We start from the raw sequence: 15,499 nt of genomic DNA, 5'->3' as shown, positions 1-15,499 counted from the left end.
TGCGGAGTATCCGAACATGCCAAAGATGAAAACTAAAAGTGGTGCTGCTAAGCGGTTTCTGAAAACTGCTAACGGTATCAAGCACAAGCACGCTTTCAAGAGCCACATCCTGACCAAAATGTCGACCAAGCGTAAGCGTCAACTGCGCGGTAGCAGCTTGCTGCATCCGTCTGACGTGGCAAAAGTCGAGCGCATGCTGCGCCTTCGTTAATTTTTGGATCAAGAATAGAGGAAGTAACTCATGGCTCGTGTAAAGCGTGGCGTCATTGCCCGTAAGCGTCACAAAAAAATTCTGAAACTTGCTAAAGGCTACTACGGCGCGCGTTCCCGCGTATTCCGTGTTGCCAAGCAAGCGGTAATCAAGGCAGGCCAATACGCCTACCGTGACCGTCGTCAGAAAAAACGTCAGTTCCGCGCTCTGTGGATCGCTCGTATCAACGCTGGTGCTCGTGTTAACGGTCTGTCCTACAGCCGTTTCATTGCCGGCCTGAAAAAAGCGTCCATCGAGATCGACCGTAAGGTTCTGGCTGATCTGGCAGTGAACGAAAAAGCGGCGTTTGCTGCGATTGTCGAGAAAGCTAAAGCCACCTTGGCTTAAGTACCCCCGACAGTCACCCGGCCTCACCTCTGTGGGGCCAGGTGTTAAACGTCATAAATAGGGGAAGAGCCTTCAAGCTCTTCCCCTATTTTGTATCTGGAGTCTGTACATGGAAAACCTGGACGCGCTGGTCTCTCAAGCACTAGAGGCTGTGCAAAGCGCTGAAGATATCAATGCCCTGGAGCAAATCCGGGTTCACTACCTTGGCAAGAAGGGCGAGTTGACTCAGGTGATGAAGACCCTGGGGAACCTGCCGGCCGAAGAGCGTCCGCAGGTCGGTGCGCTGATCAACGTTGCCAAGGAGCGTGTTACAGAAGTCCTTAATGCGCGCAAGGCCTTGTTCGAGGAAGCGGATCTGGCTGCCAAGCTCGCCGCCGAATCCATCGACGTGACCCTGCCTGGCCGCGGCCAGACTTCCGGCGGTCTGCATCCGGTTACCCGGACCCTGGAACGTATCGAGCAGTTCTTCACCCACATCGGCTACGGCATTGCCGAAGGCCCTGAGGTCGAAGACGACTATCACAACTTCGAGGCGCTCAACATCCCAGGCCATCACCCGGCCCGGTCGATGCATGACACCTTCTATTTCAACGCGAACATGCTGTTGCGCACCCATACCTCGCCGGTACAGGTCCGCACCATGGAATCGCAGCAGCCGCCGATCCGCATTGTCTGCCCAGGCCGTGTGTACCGTAGCGACTCCGATATCACCCACTCGCCGATGTTCCATCAGGTCGAAGGCCTGCTGGTGGATCGCGACATCAATTTCGCCGACCTGAAAGGGACTATCGAAGAGTTCCTGCGGGTGTTCTTCGAGAAAGAACTGGCGGTGCGTTTCCGTCCTTCGTACTTCCCGTTCACCGAGCCATCCGCTGAAGTCGATATGGAATGCGTGATGTGCAGCGGTAAAGGCTGCCGCGTCTGCAAGCAGACCGGCTGGCTGGAGGTCATGGGCTGCGGCATGGTTCACCCGAACGTGCTGCGTATGTCCGGGATCGACCCGGAAGAGTTCTCGGGTTTTGCTTTCGGCATGGGCGTCGAGCGTCTGGCCATGCTGCGTTACGGTGTAAATGACTTGCGCCTGTTCTTCGACAACGACTTGCGGTTCCTTGCGCAATTTCGCTAAGCCGCAGACCCGTAACGAATCTAATAGGAGAGCAGGATGAAATTCAGTGAACAATGGCTGCGCGGCTGGGTAAGCCCGCAGGTAAGCCGGGACGAGCTGGTTGCTCGTCTGTCGATGGCCGGTCTTGAGGTCGATAGCGTGACGCCGGCCGCCGGTGAATTCAGTGGTGTGGTGGTGGGCGAGGTGCTGAGCACCGAGCAGCACCCGGACGCCGACAAGCTGCGGGTGTGCCAGGTCAGCAATGGCGCGGAAACCTTCCAGGTGGTCTGCGGCGCGCCAAATGTGCGCCCGGGCCTGAAGATCCCGTTCGCCATGATCGGTGCCGAACTGCCGGGCGACTTCAAGATCAAGAAAGCCAAGCTGCGTGGCGTCGAGTCCAACGGCATGTTGTGCTCCCAGGCTGAACTGCAGATTGGCGAAGGCAACGATGGCCTGATGGAGCTTCCGGCTGACGCACCAGTCGGCCAGGACATCCGTGAGTACCTGAGCCTGGACGATGCGAGCATCGAGGTCGACCTGACCCCGAACCGTGGCGACTGCCTGTCCCTGGCCGGTCTGGCTCGTGAAGTAGGCGCGTTGTATGCCGCCCCAGTGGCACGTCCAGCGGTCGCGACCGTTGCCGCGGTGCATGATGAAGTGCGCTCGGTTGAAGTGCTGGCGCCGGCGGCATGCCCACGTTACCTGGGGCGCGTTATCCGGAATGTCGACCTGTCCAAGCCGACCCCGCTGTGGATGGTCGAGCGCCTGCGTCGCGCCGACGTGCGCAGCATCGACGCTGCCGTCGACATCACCAACTACGTGATGCTGGAGCTGGGTCAGCCGCTGCACGCGTTCGACCTTGCCGAAATCAACGGCGGCATCCGCGTGCGCATGGCTGAGGAAGGCGAGAAGCTGGTACTGCTCGATGGCCAGGAAGTGACCCTGCGCAGCGATACGCTGGTCATCGCCGACCACTCCCGTGCCCTGGCGATTGCCGGCGTAATGGGCGGCGAGCACAGCGGCGTCTCCACGACGACCCGTGATGTGTTCCTTGAAAGTGCGTTCTTCGACCAGATTGCGGTGGCTGGCAAGGCCCGTTCCTATGGCCTGCACACCGACGCCTCGCACCGTTACGAGCGCGGCGTGGACTGGCAACTGGCCCGTGAAGCCATGGAGCGCGCCACTGGCCTGCTGCTGGAAATCACTGGCGGCGAAGCTGGCCCGATCATCGAAACCGTCAGCGAACAGCACCTGCCCAAAATCGCACCGGTCACCCTGCGTGCCCAGCGCATTACGCAGATGCTCGGCATGGAAATGGACCCGGCTGAAGTCGAGCGCCTGCTCAGCGCCCTGGGCCTGAACATCAGCGCCGACGGGGCAGGGCAGTGGCGTGTCGAAGTGCCAAGCCATCGCTTCGATATCAGCCTGGAAGTCGACCTGATCGAAGAGCTGGCCCGTCTGTACGGCTACAACCGTTTACCGGTTCGCTACCCGCAGGCGCGCCTGGCCCCACAGGCCAAGGCCGAAGCCCGTAGCGACCTGCCGGAACTGCGCCGTCTGCTGGTGGCTCGTGGGTATCAGGAAGCGATCACCTACAGCTTCATCGATCCGCGTCAGTTCGAGCTGTTCAATCCGGGTGTCGAGCCGCTGTTGCTGGCCAACCCGATTTCCAACGACATGGCCGCCATGCGCTCGTCCCTGTGGCCGGGCCTGGTCAAGTCGCTCCAGCACAACCTGAACCGCCAACAGGACCGCGTACGTCTGTTCGAAAGCGGTCTGCGTTTCGTTGGTCAGCTGGAAGGCTTGAAGCAAGAGCCAATGCTGGCCGGTGTCGTTTGCGGCAGTCGTTTGCCGGAAGGCTGGGCGCAAGGTCGCGATGTCGTCGACTTCTTCGACGTCAAGGCTGACGTGGAAGCGGTGCTGGGCTTCGCCGGCGCGCTCGATGCGTTCACCTTTGTGCCGGGCAAGCATCCGGCGCTGCATCCGGGCCAGACGGCACGCATTGAGCGTGACGGGCGTGAAGTCGGCTATGTCGGCGCGATTCACCCTGAACTGTCCAAGACCCTGGGGCTTGATCGTCCTGTGTTTGTTTTCGAGCTGGTTCTGGGCGAAGTGGCACTGGGGAAAATGCCGAAATTCCAGGAGTTATCGCGCTTTCCTGAAGTGCGGCGTGACCTTGCGCTGCTGGCCGATCGCGACGTTGCATCCAGCGCCGTACTGGATGTAATCCGTGAAAATGCAGGCGAATGGCTCACGGACCTCAGGCTATTTGACGTGTATCAGGGTAAAGGCATTGATCCGCATAGAAAAAGCCTTGCAGTCGGCTTGACCTGGCAGCATCCATCGCGCACTCTTAATGACGATGAGGTGAATACCGCAACGCAGAATATCCTCACCTCGCTCGAAAACAGGTTGAACGCCACGTTAAGGAAGTGACGTATGGGGGCTCTGACGAAAGCTGAGATGGCGGAACGTCTGTATGAGGAGCTGGGCCTGAATAAACGGGAGGCCAAAGAATTGGTCGAACTGTTTTTCGAAGAAATCAGGCACGCTCTGGAAGACAACGAACAGGTCAAATTGTCCGGTTTCGGCAATTTCGACCTGCGGGACAAACGCCAGCGGCCTGGCCGCAATCCGAAAACGGGTGAAGAAATCCCGATCACGGCTCGCCGTGTGGTCACCTTTCGTCCAGGGCAGAAGTTGAAGGCCCGAGTTGAGGCTTATGCTGGAACCAAGTCATAACGACGAGCTACCCGTCATCCCAGGCAAACGCTACTTCACCATTGGTGAAGTCAGCGAGCTGTGTGCGGTAAAACCGCATGTGCTGCGCTATTGGGAGCAGGAGTTTCCTCAACTCAACCCGGTCAAGCGCCGCGGAAACCGCCGGTATTATCAGCGACAAGACGTGCTGATGATCCGGCAGATCCGCGCGCTGCTGTACGACCAGGGGTTCACCATCGGCGGAGCGCGCTTGCGCCTCTCCGGTGATGAGGCCAAAGACGATACAACCCAGTACAAACAGATGATCCGCCAGATGATCGCCGAGCTTGAAGATGTGCTGGTGGTGCTCAAGAAATAAATTTCTGCTTTTAAATCTTCCAGTTTTCAAAAGCTTGCGATATATTCCTGAGCGTTCCGTTGAGAGACGGAACAAGATTCACGCCTAGTCGGGGCGTAGCGCAGTCCGGTAGCGCACTAGCATGGGGTGCTAGGGGTCGAGTGTTCGAATCACTCCGTCCCGACCATATTTTTCAATGATTTAGCCCAACTCTAGCCAGTTGGGCTTTTTCATTGGTGGGGAGTTTTTCGGGACTTCATCCTGTTTTCCTCTTCAAGATTGTCAGCACCGGTCCCCTAGAGTCGTTTGCTGATACCATATTCGCAGCTTCGATCAGATGCCCGAGCTCGGCGCCCGAGTAGTGACTGGTGATGCTGCCGTTCTTGTGCCCCAGCAAAGCCTTTCGGTCTTCCTGCGTGACACCTGCCGCCCGAAGGCGACGGCCAAACGTGTGTTTCAAGTCGTGCACCCTTATGGATGCATACCCAGGGTGAGCGGGGCGAATCCAGCGCGACACAGAGACACGTTGAATGAAGTGCCCGGCGATCATGCGGGCCGTCAATTCTTGATCGCACCTCTCAATCTGCACGGCTGGCTTCGTTAAATTGATCAAGCAGCGTGATGTTTTAAGATTGGCTATCAGCCCAGTCGCCCATATCAAAATGCCACTCGCATAATTGAATTCGTATCTACAATCACAAGTGCCCTATTTTGGGTAATTGGAGGTAGGTATGACTAAAGGAAACTTTGTCGTAGTCGGCGCTCTTCTTTTGTCAGGTTGCTATCACGTGACCAAAGTAAGCCCTCCAGCGTTGACGGCATATGAGAGCTTTGTTAAATCCGACTCAACAAAAGCCCCGATGGTCGCGGCGCTCAAGGACTTCGATACCGTCGCAGAGTATTGCTGGACCCGTTCGAACAATTATGAAATTAGAACCAAGAACGCAGAGTTCTGGCGGCTTGGTGTGGGTGCTGGTGGAGGCGTGATGGGCTTTACAGGTGCCATGTTGGCTGCTGCTGGAACTGGAGGTTTTGCTCCCGCTATCACGGCGGGGCTTGCGGGCGTTGCAAGCATTACTTTGGGTAGCGCCGAAAAAGGTCCTTTGGCTCCAGCGGCATTTATGCGAGAGCGCGATGGTATAGCCTCTCTGATTATCGCGAGAGCAAACGAAGTGCGAGCGGAGTCGGACCCGGACAATATTTACAAACTGGCCATAGCATTAAAGCATAGCTGTCGCTCCCTTCCCGGGGCGAAGGAAGAAAGCTAAACATGCTTCGAAGCATGGCTAGGTCGATCCTCTGGGACATGGACGCAAGTTTATCGGGTGCTCACGCAAGACCCTGTCGCCTCCTGCACCAGTTGCCAGCCTCGCCACCGTGCGGGGCTTTTTCGTTTCAGGGCTAGTCCAGGATCTCAACCTCGCTGATTGTTGCAGCGTTACTTGCCACGTAAAACCCGTGCTTCTTTAGAGATGTGAGGACCTCATTTTTGTTAAGTCCTGTCGGCAGATCGTCTGTGCTGATATCTGTTTGGCGATGAAACGCCAAGCCATCCAGAAATTCAGAGCCGGAGTCAGATATTCTTGGAATGCCTTTGCCGTCCTCGACGATCAGGATCTTTTCAAGCGCCCGGTCTCGGTAGATATCTACTAACATTGTGAAGCTCCTTTTCCATGGTGGCGCCTTGCAGGCGGTGGTTCAAAAAATCTAGGTATCACGATTCACAACTGTTTTACAGCCCGGCCATTGAGTCGGGCTTTTTTATGGCCAGATGCCAAGCGAAAGAACGAAAAACCTTCTTGCTTATTCGAGACTGGAGGAAATGAGTGAAGAGCGCTGGGCCGTTGCTAGGATTGCATTCCTTAAGCTTTAAAGGCTTCCTTTATGCGCTGGTAGCATTTTGATGTCGCTGCGTACAAAATGCTCTCCCCCATCGATCGCCACGGAGAGCGATATGACTGCAGTGACCGCGCCAACTAAACGCAATGTCGGTTTTCTTCTCGGGCTTGGGATTTTGTTCCTGCCCTTTGTATTTGTATGGTTTCTGCTGCGGAACGGGCATTCGCTTCTCGCTCGAATCATTGGGTTCGGCTGGCTTGTGCTGTCCATTCTTATTGTCGCCGGGGCGCCGTCCTCAACGTCAAGCCACAACACCAGTTCTCAGATTTCCAAGACATCCGCATCGTCGCCAGCCCCTGCTGCTGCAACTGCTCCTGCCGAACCTCTTAAGGCCTACACCGCCGCACAAGTAGCGTCGAGTTATGAGGACAACACCGTTGCCGCAGACGTCCAGTTCAAGGATAAACGAGTTCAGGTGACCGGCCGGATCACCGACATCAATACTGACTTCCTCGGAAAGCCTTACCTGGTGCTGGCCGGCACGAACCAGTTCATGGGGCCGCATTTTAAGTTTGAAAAATCCGACTTGGCCGTTATGGCAACGTTGAAGAAGGGTGCCACCGTCAAAGTCATTTGCACTGGTAAAGGGGATGTCGTCAAAACTCCTATGTTCGAAGATTGCGAGCTGTTGAAGTAAGCAGAATTGATGCAAATGGAGGCGCGGAGAATGCCTGACGGAATCGATTTGAGTTTTTAGTTTTTCCGTTACTTTGTGTTTTTTTTGCGAGCAAAGCCCGATCCAGTGTTGGGTTTTTTGGCTTTCTACGTTCACAGAGCCTCGGCATTTGCCGGGGCTCTTTAGTTTTCGGCTCAGCACGCCCATCGCTCCGAGCTGGGAGTGTGGCTGGAGCTGATCTATCCCGCAGGTTGCGGTCTGTCGTATTCCTGTCCCTGACGGGGAGGAACAGAGATGTCCAACATGCAGACAAACCAGACACCTGGGCGATAGCGCTTGCGTGGTTGAGCCAGAATTCGCAAATCCTCTACGCGGCTGCGTTGTCCTGCGCTATGGCCGTCCTGCGAATCACGTACGGCGGCGGCACACGATCGAAGAGGGCTCCATCTGTGGTGTTCTGCCTCTCACCATCATCAGCGGCCTTGAGTTCTTCTCGCTGCCCCAGAGCATGGCTACCTTCGTGGGCGGCTGGGTTGGCTTCCTCGGGGTGGAGAAGATCCGATCCATTGCTGATCGGGTGAATGACTTCAAGCTTCCTGGCCGGAAGCCCGAGTAAAGCGCGACACGTTTTGCGTATCAGCAAATTGCGTCGCTACATTCAGGTCGGCGTGACCAACGTATCCTGCCAGCGCCACGTGCCTCATTATGAGCCAAAGACGTCAACAAAGTCCCGACCGACTTGAGTACCATCGCGATTCAATCGACGCCTTCAAGGCGGCGGGCTGCCTTTAGACCAAATCAAAGCTCTGCCGTTCAGGACAGGCTGATAGCGGGGCGACGAGTATGGCTGGTCTCACTTCCTAGAGGCGAAGCATGCGCGTAAAGACTCTTGATGCTGCTTCATTATTATCTGAAGGTTCATACGCTTTTCCTCAGTTTCACCATATCCGTAGGCATTCTCAATTTTGTATTGCAAGTTCGAGATGACGCTCCGAATCGATTCGCATTGATCGTTCTGCATATCGGCCACACTTGCCCTGGCGGCTGAAAGGTCAGCGTTCAGTTTCGTGTAGGCATTGCGCCACTCTTCGTTTGCTTGCCGGAACTCACCAAGCGTTTTTTCAAGTGATTCGTTACGGCTATTTGCTGTCTTTAGAGAGCTTCTGAGCTCACCGTAATCGATGCCGCCTACTAACAATTGAGACAGACCGGCTCCCACCAGTCCGGCGATCGGCACGATCAATGCGAGCTTCTTAACATTCGACCAAAATGTATTGTTCGGCGGTCTTTGTTGCCTTTCCATGTCTTTCCTTCAAATGAAATCGCTCATTCTCAATGACTGCATGCAGTGATGGCAACTCGGCAGTACAGGAGCGCAAATGGACAGACCAGTACCTCCTGCGTCGATGGTTGAGTTGTTTGAGTTCTCCGATTTCGGCATCCGTCTGACCCAGCCCCACTACTGACCTGCCGTTTCAGACACCAGCAACAATCCCGACGCCAATGCGACAAAACTCTCCACCACTTGCTCGGACGCTGTGTGCGGATCATCGGCGTTGGCGATCCACAAGGACGCGCCGAGCAGGGCGCCCATGATCAGGCGCGCCGTCGCTTCGGTGTTGACCTTGCGAATCGTCCCCTCATCGATCAGCCGTTGGATGCTGCGTTGGGTGCTGCGGATACAGGCGTTCTGGCTGGGCCATTGCGAAGGATCGCCCAGCACCGATGGCCCGTCTAGGAACACGATGCGTTGGATTTCAGGTTCCAGGGACATCTTGATGTACGCGATGGATTCATCAATGAAGCCGTCCCAGATCGTGGCCGCCTCATCGATGATGACGGACAGGCGCGCCATCATTTCTTCGTCGATCTGGGTGATGACTGCCTGCAGCAACCCTTTCTTGTCACCGAAGTGATGGTATAGCGCGCCCCTGGTGAGCCCCGCTTGCGCGGTCAGATCGTCCATCGAACTGTCCGCATAGCCTTTCGTCGCGAAGGCTTCCCGTGCTGCCTTGATCAGCTTGCCGCGGGTCTCCGAAATCATGTCCGCACGCTTCTGCGCCATCGATCGTTTTCCTCATCAAAAATTCAACATGCATGGCGTATGTCAGTTGACATACGCTGCGTATGTCGTATTGTTGCTCACATACGCGGCGTATGCAATCGGCATGGAGATCTGTTTCTTCAGTGCCGGTGACGCCGCTCTTCAGCACAGGATACCGAGCAATGTGTGAGCAGCGCGATCCCGAGAGTTCAGTCACCAGCGTCGGCCAGGGCAAAACCCTCGGGCTGATCGTCAATCCTGTGGCGGGCATGGGCGGCCCGGTGGGTTTGAAGGGCACCGATGGCCCCGATGTCCTGCTAGAGGCGCGACGCCGTGGTGCGCGGCCGGTCTCCAGCGAGCGCGCCGTGCTTGCGCTCAAACGCCTGGCTGCCTCGTCCATGCCTTTTCGCTTGCTCACCGGCTCTGGTGCGTTGGGCGAAGACGTTGCACGCGCCGCCGGTCTCGATCCTATCGTCGTCTACCGCTCAATATCCGAATCGAGCGAAGCTGATGACACGCGAAGCGCGGCGATTGTCATGGCTTACGCCAACGTTGATCTACTGCTTTTCGCCGGCGGTGATGGCACGGCGCGGGATGTGCTGGGAATGGTCAGCGACCGGGTGCCGATCCTCGGTATCCCAACGGGCGTGAAAATGTATTCCGCCGTCTTCGGTACCAATCCCGAAAACGCCGGAAGCCTCGCCGCACGCTTTATTGCTGGCGAGCCTTCAGTGCGCTTTCGCGAGGCCGAGGTGATGGACATCGATGAAGCGGCCACACGAAATGACCAGGTGTCTGCGCAACTCTATGGCTATGCACGCAGCCCTTATGAACGTCACCTCGTACAAAACGCCAAGTCCGGGTCTGTCGCCAGTGACAGCTTGGCGCTGGACGCCGCCTGTCGGCAGGTCGTTCGAGAGATGCAGCCAGGCTGCCTGTACCTGTTGGGGCCCGGCACCACCACGCGGCGCGTGATGACCGAACTCGGCCTGCCATCGACGCTGCTGGGTGTCGATGCCGTACTGAACGGCGCGCTGGTGGGCTCTGACCTCAACGAACACCAGTTGATCCGGCTGATGGAGGGCTATGAGATCCGCATCATCGTCGGCGTCCTTGGCGGGCATGGCAGCTTGTTCGGCCGTGGCAATCAGCAGATCAGCGCCGAGGTCATCCGCCGGGCAGGACGCGAGCACCTCATCGTGATCGCCTCGATGGACAAGCTGCTCTCCCTCGACGCCGGTTGCTTGCGCGTCGACACCGGCGACGCCCAAGTCGACGCCGCGCTCAGCGGCCATATACGCGTGCACACAGGACCTGACCGGTCCGTCTTTTTCAGGGTTCGATCCTGACCATCTGTTCCATCCGAAAAAACCGAGGATAACCCCATGAGTAATCATGTCGCCCACCCCTACATGGCGAACTCCGTCCCCGCCCTCAAGCAGGAGATGCTGGACTCGATTGGTGTTGACAGCATCGAGGCACTGTTCCAGCAAATCCCCGAGGAACATCGCCTGCAGCGGCCGATCAACCTGCCGCCGGCACTGAACGAGAGTGAGCTGCGCCGACACCTGGTCAGTACGCTGTCGAAGAACAAGACCTGCGAGCAGAACCTCAACTTCCTCGGCGCCGGCTGTTGGCAGCATCACGTCCCGGCGGCCTGCGACGAGGTGGTACGGCGCAACGAATGGCTGACGTCGGTGTTCGGCGAACCGAGTTCCGATCACGGGCGCAACCAGGCCTGGTTCGAATTCTGCAGCCAGCTCGGCGAGCTACTGAATATGGACCTGGTCGGCTTGCCTGTGCGCAGTTGGGGTTGCGCCGCCGGCCACGCCATCCGTATGGCCACACGCATCACCGGGCGTCACGAAGTGGCGGTGGTCCGCGCCATCGACCCGGAGCGGCTGTCGATTATTCGCAACTACTGCGAACCGGTCGACATGCCGAGCCACATCGTCGTGCGCCTCGTCGACTATGACCCGAACACCGGTTTGCTCGACCTCGATCACCTACGCGCCTCAATCGGTGCACAAACCGCCGCCGTGTATTTCGAAACCCCGTCCTACTTTGGGGTGATCGAACAGCAAGGTGCCGAGATTGCGGCGATTGCCCACGCGGCGGGTGCCGAAGTGATCGTCGGTGTCGACCCTATCTCCCTGGGCGTGCTGGCCGCGCCCATCGATTTCGGCGCGGACATCGTGGTCGGTACCACTCAGCCGCTCGGTGTGCACATGAATTGTGGCGGCGGTGTCAGTGGCTTCATTGCAACCCGCGATGAAGAACTCTACGCCCACCAGTACCCGACGTTGTTCATCAGTATCGGTGAGACCACCAAGCCCGGCGAATACGGTTTTGGCCTGAGCCTGTTCGAGCAATCGTCCTATGGCTTGCGTGACAAGGGTAACGACTGGACCGGCCACTCGGTGTACATGTGGGCCATCGCCAACGCCGTGTACATGGCCATGATGGGGCCGCAAGGTTTTGAAGACGTCGGCAAGGTCATTCTGCAACGGGCTCACTACGCCGCGAAGCTGTTGGCTGAAATTCCAGGGGTAGGCGTGACATTTGCGTCCGGTTTTTTCAAAGAGTTCGTGGTCAATTTCGACGCCACCGGGCTCAGTGTGAAAGACATCAACAAGCAGTTGCTCGTACTCGGGATCTTCGGCGGCAAAGACCTGACGCAGGACTTCCCGGAGCTGGGCGCCAGTGCCCTGTATTGCGTCACCGAGATTCACACCCAGGCAGACCTTGAGCGTCTGACCGCTGCACTCAAGAAGGTAATCGCACAATGAGCACCACACTCAGGGAATACCACGCCCCCGTCTGGAGCGAACCTGTCATTTTGGAAATGGGCTATCCCGGCCGTCGCGGAGTGATTTTTTCCGATGTCGAAGCCGACGTTCAAACAGCTGTCGGCAGCGCCGCTGATTTGATTCCCGCGACTATGCGCCGCTCGCGCAAACCGGCGTTGCCGCAAATGTCCGAGCCCGAGGTGCTGTACCACTACCTGCGTTTGTCGCAGCAGACCCTGGGCATGATGAACATCAGCCTGTTCGGCACCTGCACCATGAAGTACAACGCGCAGATCAACGAGGCCATGGCCTGGCGCCCGGAAATCACCCACGTACATCCGTATCAGGACGAAGACACCCTGCAAGGTGCGCTGGAAGTGGTACACGGCATGGACACGATCTTGCGTGAATTGTCCGGGATGGATCAGTTCATCTTCCAGGCGGGCGGTGGTGCCGACGCGGCCTATACCAGTTGCGCCGTGACCCGCGCCTACCATGCGTCCCGTGGTGAACTGGCCCAGCGTGATGAGATCATCACCACCATCCAGACACACCCCAGCAGTGCCGCGACGGCCGCTGCGGCGGGGTTCAAAGTCATCACCCTGATGATTGAGGAGAATGGCTATCCGTCGCTCGAGTCGCTCAAGGCTGCCGTGTCCAACCGCACCGCCGCATTGATGGTGAACAACCCCGACGACATGGGCGTCTACAATCCCGAGATCCGCGAATGGGTGCGCGTGGTGCACGAGGCCGGCGGCCTGTGCTTCTACGATCACGCCAACTTCAATGGCGTGATGACCAAAATCCGTGCACGCGAACTCGGTTTTGATGCCTGCATGTTTATGCTGCACAAGACCTTCGGCGCGCCCAAGAGTGGTGTCGGCGGGCCCGCTGTTGGAGCGTATGGCTGCTCGGCGGAACTTGCGCCGTTCTTGCCCGCGCCAGTGGTCGCCTTTGACGGTGAGCGCTACCGCCTCGATCACGACCGTCCACAGAGCTGCGGCAAGATTCGCGAGTTCTGGGGCAATGTCCCAGTGATTCTCAAGGCCTACGCCTGGTCCCGCGCCATGGGTGCAGCGGGCATGTCTGAGGCTTCGGATATTTCCGTGCTGGCCAACAACTACATGGAAAAAGGCCTGCTGGCCATTCGCGGTGTCACCCGTTCCCATCCCGAGGCCACAAGTGCGCGAATGGAGATGACCCGCTACAGCCTTGAGCAACTCAAGGAGGACACCGGGGTCGATGTCCACGACGTGCAGAACCGCATGAGCGATTTCGGTATTGATCCGATGTGGAGCAGCCACCACCCTTGGCTGATACCTGAGCCGTTCACCCCAGAGCCGGGCGAAATGTATGGCAAGGAAGCGCTGGACACCTGGATCCAGGTGCTCGCGCGGATCTCTGACGAGGCCTACTCTAATCCCGAGATTGTCAAAACCTCGCCGCATAACCAGGCGATCCACCGGCTCAAGAGCGCGCAGTTGGAAGACCCGCAGCAGTGGGCCATGACATGGCGCTCGTACGTGCGCAAAAACGATAAGCGCACGGTTTGAACCAGCGGTTGCACTGATGCAGCGTCCCAGGGGCGTGATGTACACCTGAGCAGAGCCAACAATCAGCCATTGGAAGTATCCAGCCGTGCTACGCGGCTGGGAACTTCCTCACAGGAATATCTTATGTCGATTTTCGAAACGGGCCTTGCGCCCTCGCCAGTCAACCATGTCGCGCTCTCGCCACTGAGCTTCATTGAGCGCACGGCCTCGGTCTACGGTGAGTATCCGGCGGTGATCCACGGCGCGGTACGGCGCAACTGGCAACAGACTTATGAGCGCTGCCGACGCCTGGCCGGCGCGCTCAACGGGCGGGGTATCGGCAAGGGCGATACGGTCGCGGTGATGCTGCCCAACATCCCGGCCATGCTCGAAGCGCACTTCGCTGTGCCAATGATTGGTGCAGTCCTCAACACCCTCAATGTACGGCTGGATGCGCCAGCCATTGCCTTCATGCTGGAACACGGTGAAGCCAGGGTGTTGATCACCGACCGTGAATTCCACGGGGTGATCTGTGAAGCCTTGAGCCTGCTGTCCAATCCTCCCCTGGTGGTCGATGTGGACGACCCGGAGTATGGCGAAGGCCAAGCGCTCAGCAATCTGGACTATGAAGCCTTCCTCGCTGAAGGCGACCCGCAATTCGCCTGGCAATGGCCTGAGGACGAGTGGCAAGCCATCGCCCTCAACTACACGTCCGGCACCACTGGCAACCCGAAAGGAGTGATTTACCACCACCGTGGTGCCTATCTCAATTCACTGGGCAATCAGATGACCTGGGCGATGGGCAACCATCCGGTGTACCTCTGGACTCTGCCGATGTTCCATTGCAATGGCTGGTGCTTCCCGTGGACCGTCACCGCATTGGCCGGTACTCATGTGTTTTTGCGCCGCGTGGACCCGGAAAAAATTCTCACCCTGATCAACCAGCATCAGGTCAGCCACCTGTGCGGTGCGCCCATTGTGCTCAACGCGCTGGTCAACCTGCCAGACTCGGCCAAGGTCGTTTTCGATCACCCGGTCAACGCCATGGTGGCGGGTGCCGCGCCGCCGGCCAAGGTCATCGGTGCGGTCGAGGAGATGGGCATCAAGATCACCCACGTCTATGGATTGACCGAGGTTTACGGTCCTGTGACTGTTTGTGCCTGGCACGCGCAATGGGATGAGCGCCCGCTCGACGAACGGGCGAAGATCAAGTCACGCCAAGGCGTGCGCTACCCGACCCTGGAGGGCCTGATGGTTGCCGATCCGCAGACGATGGAGCCGGTGCCTTGCGATGAGATCAGCGTTGGCGAAATCTTCATGCGCGGCAACACAGTGATGAAAGGCTATCTGAAGAACCCCGATGCCACCCGTGAGGCGTTCAGGGGCGGCTGGTTTCACACCGGCGACTTGGCGGTTCGTCACCCGGACGGCTATGTCGAAATCAAGGATCGGCTCAAGGACATAATCATCTCGGGAGGAGAGAACATTTCCACCATCGAGGTTGAGGACGTTTTGTATCGTCACCCGGCGGTACTGGAAGCTGCGGTGGTCGCCCGTCCGGACGAAAAATGGGGTGAAACTCCGTGTGCCTTTATCACTCTCAAAGCTGACTGCCAGGACACTCGGGAAGCCGAGATCATTCGCTTCTGTCGTGAGCATCTGGCAGGGTTCAAACTCCCGAAAACCGTCGTGTTCAGCGAGTTGCCGAAAACTTCGACGGGCAAAATCCAGAAGTACGTACTGCGCGGCTGGGCCAAGGCACTCTGAAAGGAACCCGCTTGACCGATAAGCCGTCGGCACATCATCAAAGACATTGCCGCGATACAAACGTAATTTGGCGAGAGCCGTTTCCAACGTT

General features: G+C 57.8%; 15 protein-coding genes, 1 tRNA gene and 2 pseudogenes. 14 read left to right on the top strand and 4 right to left on the bottom strand.

Features of this window, described 5'->3' with window-relative positions; translation table 11 throughout:
- Nucleotides 1-16: 16 nt before the first annotated feature.
- The 7 genes from rpmI to CRX69_RS22225 all read left to right on the top strand — a co-directional run bounded on the left by rpmI (nucleotide 17) and on the right by CRX69_RS22225 (nucleotide 4,948).
- A complete protein-coding gene (rpmI, locus tag CRX69_RS22255; RefSeq protein WP_002553160.1) occupies nucleotides 17-211 on the top strand; it encodes a 50S ribosomal protein L35 in 195 nt (64 codons plus the stop codon).
- Nucleotides 212-241: 30 nt separating this feature from the next.
- On the top strand, nucleotides 242-598 hold the full coding sequence (gene rplT, locus CRX69_RS22250; protein WP_002553161.1) for a 50S ribosomal protein L20: 357 nt from the start codon (nucleotides 242-244) through the stop codon (nucleotides 596-598).
- Nucleotides 599-707: 109 nt separating this feature from the next.
- Nucleotides 708-1,724, top strand: a complete 1,017-nt coding sequence (gene pheS, locus CRX69_RS22245; RefSeq protein ID WP_047229332.1) for a phenylalanine--tRNA ligase subunit alpha — start codon at nucleotides 708-710, stop codon at nucleotides 1,722-1,724.
- A gap of 36 nt (nucleotides 1,725-1,760) precedes the next feature.
- Nucleotides 1,761-4,139: a phenylalanine--tRNA ligase subunit beta gene (gene pheT / locus CRX69_RS22240; protein WP_047229333.1), complete on the top strand. Its 2,379-nt coding sequence runs from the start codon at nucleotides 1,761-1,763 to the stop codon at nucleotides 4,137-4,139.
- A 3-nt stretch (nucleotides 4,140-4,142) separates the two neighbouring features.
- Nucleotides 4,143-4,445 carry an integration host factor subunit alpha gene (gene ihfA / locus CRX69_RS22235; RefSeq protein WP_002553164.1) on the top strand — a complete coding sequence of 101 codons (303 nt, stop codon included), beginning with the start codon at nucleotides 4,143-4,145 and terminating at the stop codon, nucleotides 4,443-4,445.
- On the top strand, nucleotides 4,426-4,782 hold the full coding sequence (locus tag CRX69_RS22230) for a MerR family transcriptional regulator (RefSeq protein WP_003179985.1): 357 nt from the start codon (nucleotides 4,426-4,428) through the stop codon (nucleotides 4,780-4,782). Before ihfA ends, CRX69_RS22230 begins: the two co-directional genes overlap by 20 nt.
- Nucleotides 4,783-4,871: 89 nt before the next feature.
- A tRNA-Pro gene (locus tag CRX69_RS22225) sits at nucleotides 4,872-4,948 on the top strand.
- A 69-nt stretch (nucleotides 4,949-5,017) separates the two neighbouring features.
- Here the strand turns inward: CRX69_RS22225 and CRX69_RS22220 are convergent.
- A pseudogene (locus tag CRX69_RS22220) lies at nucleotides 5,018-5,266 on the bottom strand (tyrosine-type recombinase/integrase); the annotation flags it as partial.
- Between the two features lie 226 nt (nucleotides 5,267-5,492).
- Between CRX69_RS22220 and CRX69_RS22215 the strand changes: the two are divergent.
- On the top strand, nucleotides 5,493-6,029 hold the full coding sequence (locus tag CRX69_RS22215; RefSeq protein ID WP_107322876.1) for a hypothetical protein: 537 nt from the start codon (nucleotides 5,493-5,495) through the stop codon (nucleotides 6,027-6,029).
- A 133-nt stretch (nucleotides 6,030-6,162) separates the two neighbouring features.
- On the opposite strand, the gene CRX69_RS22210 is transcribed toward CRX69_RS22215, so the two are convergent.
- On the bottom strand, nucleotides 6,163-6,417 hold the full coding sequence (locus tag CRX69_RS22210; protein WP_107322875.1) for a hypothetical protein: 255 nt from the start codon (nucleotides 6,415-6,417) through the stop codon (nucleotides 6,163-6,165).
- 298 nt (nucleotides 6,418-6,715) lie between these two features.
- On the opposite strand from CRX69_RS22210, the gene CRX69_RS22205 reads away from it, so the two are divergent.
- Nucleotides 6,716-7,297: an OB-fold protein gene (locus CRX69_RS22205; RefSeq protein WP_177513927.1), complete on the top strand. Its 582-nt coding sequence runs from the start codon at nucleotides 6,716-6,718 to the stop codon at nucleotides 7,295-7,297.
- Nucleotides 7,298-7,500: 203 nt separating this feature from the next.
- Nucleotides 7,501-7,892 (top strand): annotated as a pseudogene (locus CRX69_RS22200) (phage holin, lambda family).
- Between the two features lie 237 nt (nucleotides 7,893-8,129).
- On the opposite strand, the gene CRX69_RS22195 reads toward CRX69_RS22200, so the two are convergent.
- Nucleotides 8,130-8,579 carry a hypothetical protein gene (locus CRX69_RS22195; protein ID WP_107322873.1) on the bottom strand — a complete coding sequence of 150 codons (450 nt, stop codon included), beginning with the start codon at nucleotides 8,577-8,579 and terminating at the stop codon, nucleotides 8,130-8,132.
- Between the two features lie 156 nt (nucleotides 8,580-8,735).
- Nucleotides 8,736-9,341 carry a TetR/AcrR family transcriptional regulator gene (locus CRX69_RS22190; RefSeq protein WP_107322872.1) on the bottom strand — a complete coding sequence of 202 codons (606 nt, stop codon included), beginning with the start codon at nucleotides 9,339-9,341 and terminating at the stop codon, nucleotides 8,736-8,738.
- 161 nt (nucleotides 9,342-9,502) lie between these two features.
- Here CRX69_RS22190 and CRX69_RS22185 point away from each other — a divergent pair, with 161 nt between their 5' ends.
- The 4 genes from CRX69_RS22185 to CRX69_RS22170 all read left to right on the top strand — a co-directional run bounded on the left by CRX69_RS22185 (nucleotide 9,503) and on the right by CRX69_RS22170 (nucleotide 15,408).
- On the top strand, nucleotides 9,503-10,669 hold the full coding sequence (locus CRX69_RS22185; RefSeq protein ID WP_107322871.1) for an ATP-NAD kinase family protein: 1,167 nt from the start codon (nucleotides 9,503-9,505) through the stop codon (nucleotides 10,667-10,669).
- Nucleotides 10,670-10,705: 36 nt separating this feature from the next.
- Nucleotides 10,706-12,109: an aminomethyl-transferring glycine dehydrogenase subunit GcvPA gene (gene gcvPA / locus CRX69_RS22180; RefSeq protein WP_107322870.1), complete on the top strand. Its 1,404-nt coding sequence runs from the start codon at nucleotides 10,706-10,708 to the stop codon at nucleotides 12,107-12,109.
- Nucleotides 12,106-13,662, top strand: coding sequence for an aminomethyl-transferring glycine dehydrogenase subunit GcvPB (gene gcvPB / locus CRX69_RS22175; protein WP_076385518.1), 1,557 nt, complete (start codon nucleotides 12,106-12,108; stop codon nucleotides 13,660-13,662). Before gcvPA ends, gcvPB begins: the two co-directional genes overlap by 4 nt.
- A gap of 123 nt (nucleotides 13,663-13,785) precedes the next feature.
- A complete protein-coding gene (locus CRX69_RS22170; protein WP_107322869.1) occupies nucleotides 13,786-15,408 on the top strand; it encodes an acyl-CoA synthetase in 1,623 nt (540 codons plus the stop codon).
- Nucleotides 15,409-15,499: the final 91 nt, after the last annotated feature.

The organism is Pseudomonas rhizophila, assembly GCF_003033885.1.
In the GTDB taxonomy this organism is placed as follows: Bacteria; Pseudomonadota; Gammaproteobacteria; order Pseudomonadales; family Pseudomonadaceae; genus Aquipseudomonas; species Aquipseudomonas rhizophila.
The sequence above is the reverse complement of the archived record's forward strand: the minus strand, read 5'-3'. Positions and strand labels throughout refer to the sequence as shown.

Excerpts from the sequence above, each read along its gene's own strand:
- rpmI (WP_002553160.1), top strand. The coding sequence starts at position 17 with ATGCCAAAGATGAAAACTAAAAGTGGTGCTGCTAAGCGGTTTCTGAAA.
- rplT (WP_002553161.1), top strand. The coding sequence starts at position 242 with ATGGCTCGTGTAAAGCGTGGCGTCATTGCCCGTAAGCGTCACAAAAAA.
- pheS (WP_047229332.1), top strand. The coding sequence starts at position 708 with ATGGAAAACCTGGACGCGCTGGTCTCTCAAGCACTAGAGGCTGTGCAA.
- pheT (WP_047229333.1), top strand. The coding sequence starts at position 1,761 with ATGAAATTCAGTGAACAATGGCTGCGCGGCTGGGTAAGCCCGCAGGTA.
- ihfA (WP_002553164.1), top strand. The coding sequence starts at position 4,143 with ATGGGGGCTCTGACGAAAGCTGAGATGGCGGAACGTCTGTATGAGGAG.
- CRX69_RS22230 (WP_003179985.1), top strand. The coding sequence starts at position 4,426 with ATGCTGGAACCAAGTCATAACGACGAGCTACCCGTCATCCCAGGCAAA.
- CRX69_RS22215 (WP_107322876.1), top strand. The coding sequence starts at position 5,493 with ATGACTAAAGGAAACTTTGTCGTAGTCGGCGCTCTTCTTTTGTCAGGT.
- CRX69_RS22210 (WP_107322875.1), bottom strand. The coding sequence starts at position 6,417 with ATGTTAGTAGATATCTACCGAGACCGGGCGCTTGAAAAGATCCTGATC.
- CRX69_RS22205 (WP_177513927.1), top strand. The coding sequence starts at position 6,716 with ATGACTGCAGTGACCGCGCCAACTAAACGCAATGTCGGTTTTCTTCTC.
- CRX69_RS22195 (WP_107322873.1), bottom strand. The coding sequence starts at position 8,579 with ATGGAAAGGCAACAAAGACCGCCGAACAATACATTTTGGTCGAATGTT.
- CRX69_RS22190 (WP_107322872.1), bottom strand. The coding sequence starts at position 9,341 with ATGGCGCAGAAGCGTGCGGACATGATTTCGGAGACCCGCGGCAAGCTG.
- CRX69_RS22185 (WP_107322871.1), top strand. The coding sequence starts at position 9,503 with ATGTGTGAGCAGCGCGATCCCGAGAGTTCAGTCACCAGCGTCGGCCAG.
- gcvPA (WP_107322870.1), top strand. The coding sequence starts at position 10,706 with ATGAGTAATCATGTCGCCCACCCCTACATGGCGAACTCCGTCCCCGCC.
- gcvPB (WP_076385518.1), top strand. The coding sequence starts at position 12,106 with ATGAGCACCACACTCAGGGAATACCACGCCCCCGTCTGGAGCGAACCT.
- CRX69_RS22170 (WP_107322869.1), top strand. The coding sequence starts at position 13,786 with ATGTCGATTTTCGAAACGGGCCTTGCGCCCTCGCCAGTCAACCATGTC.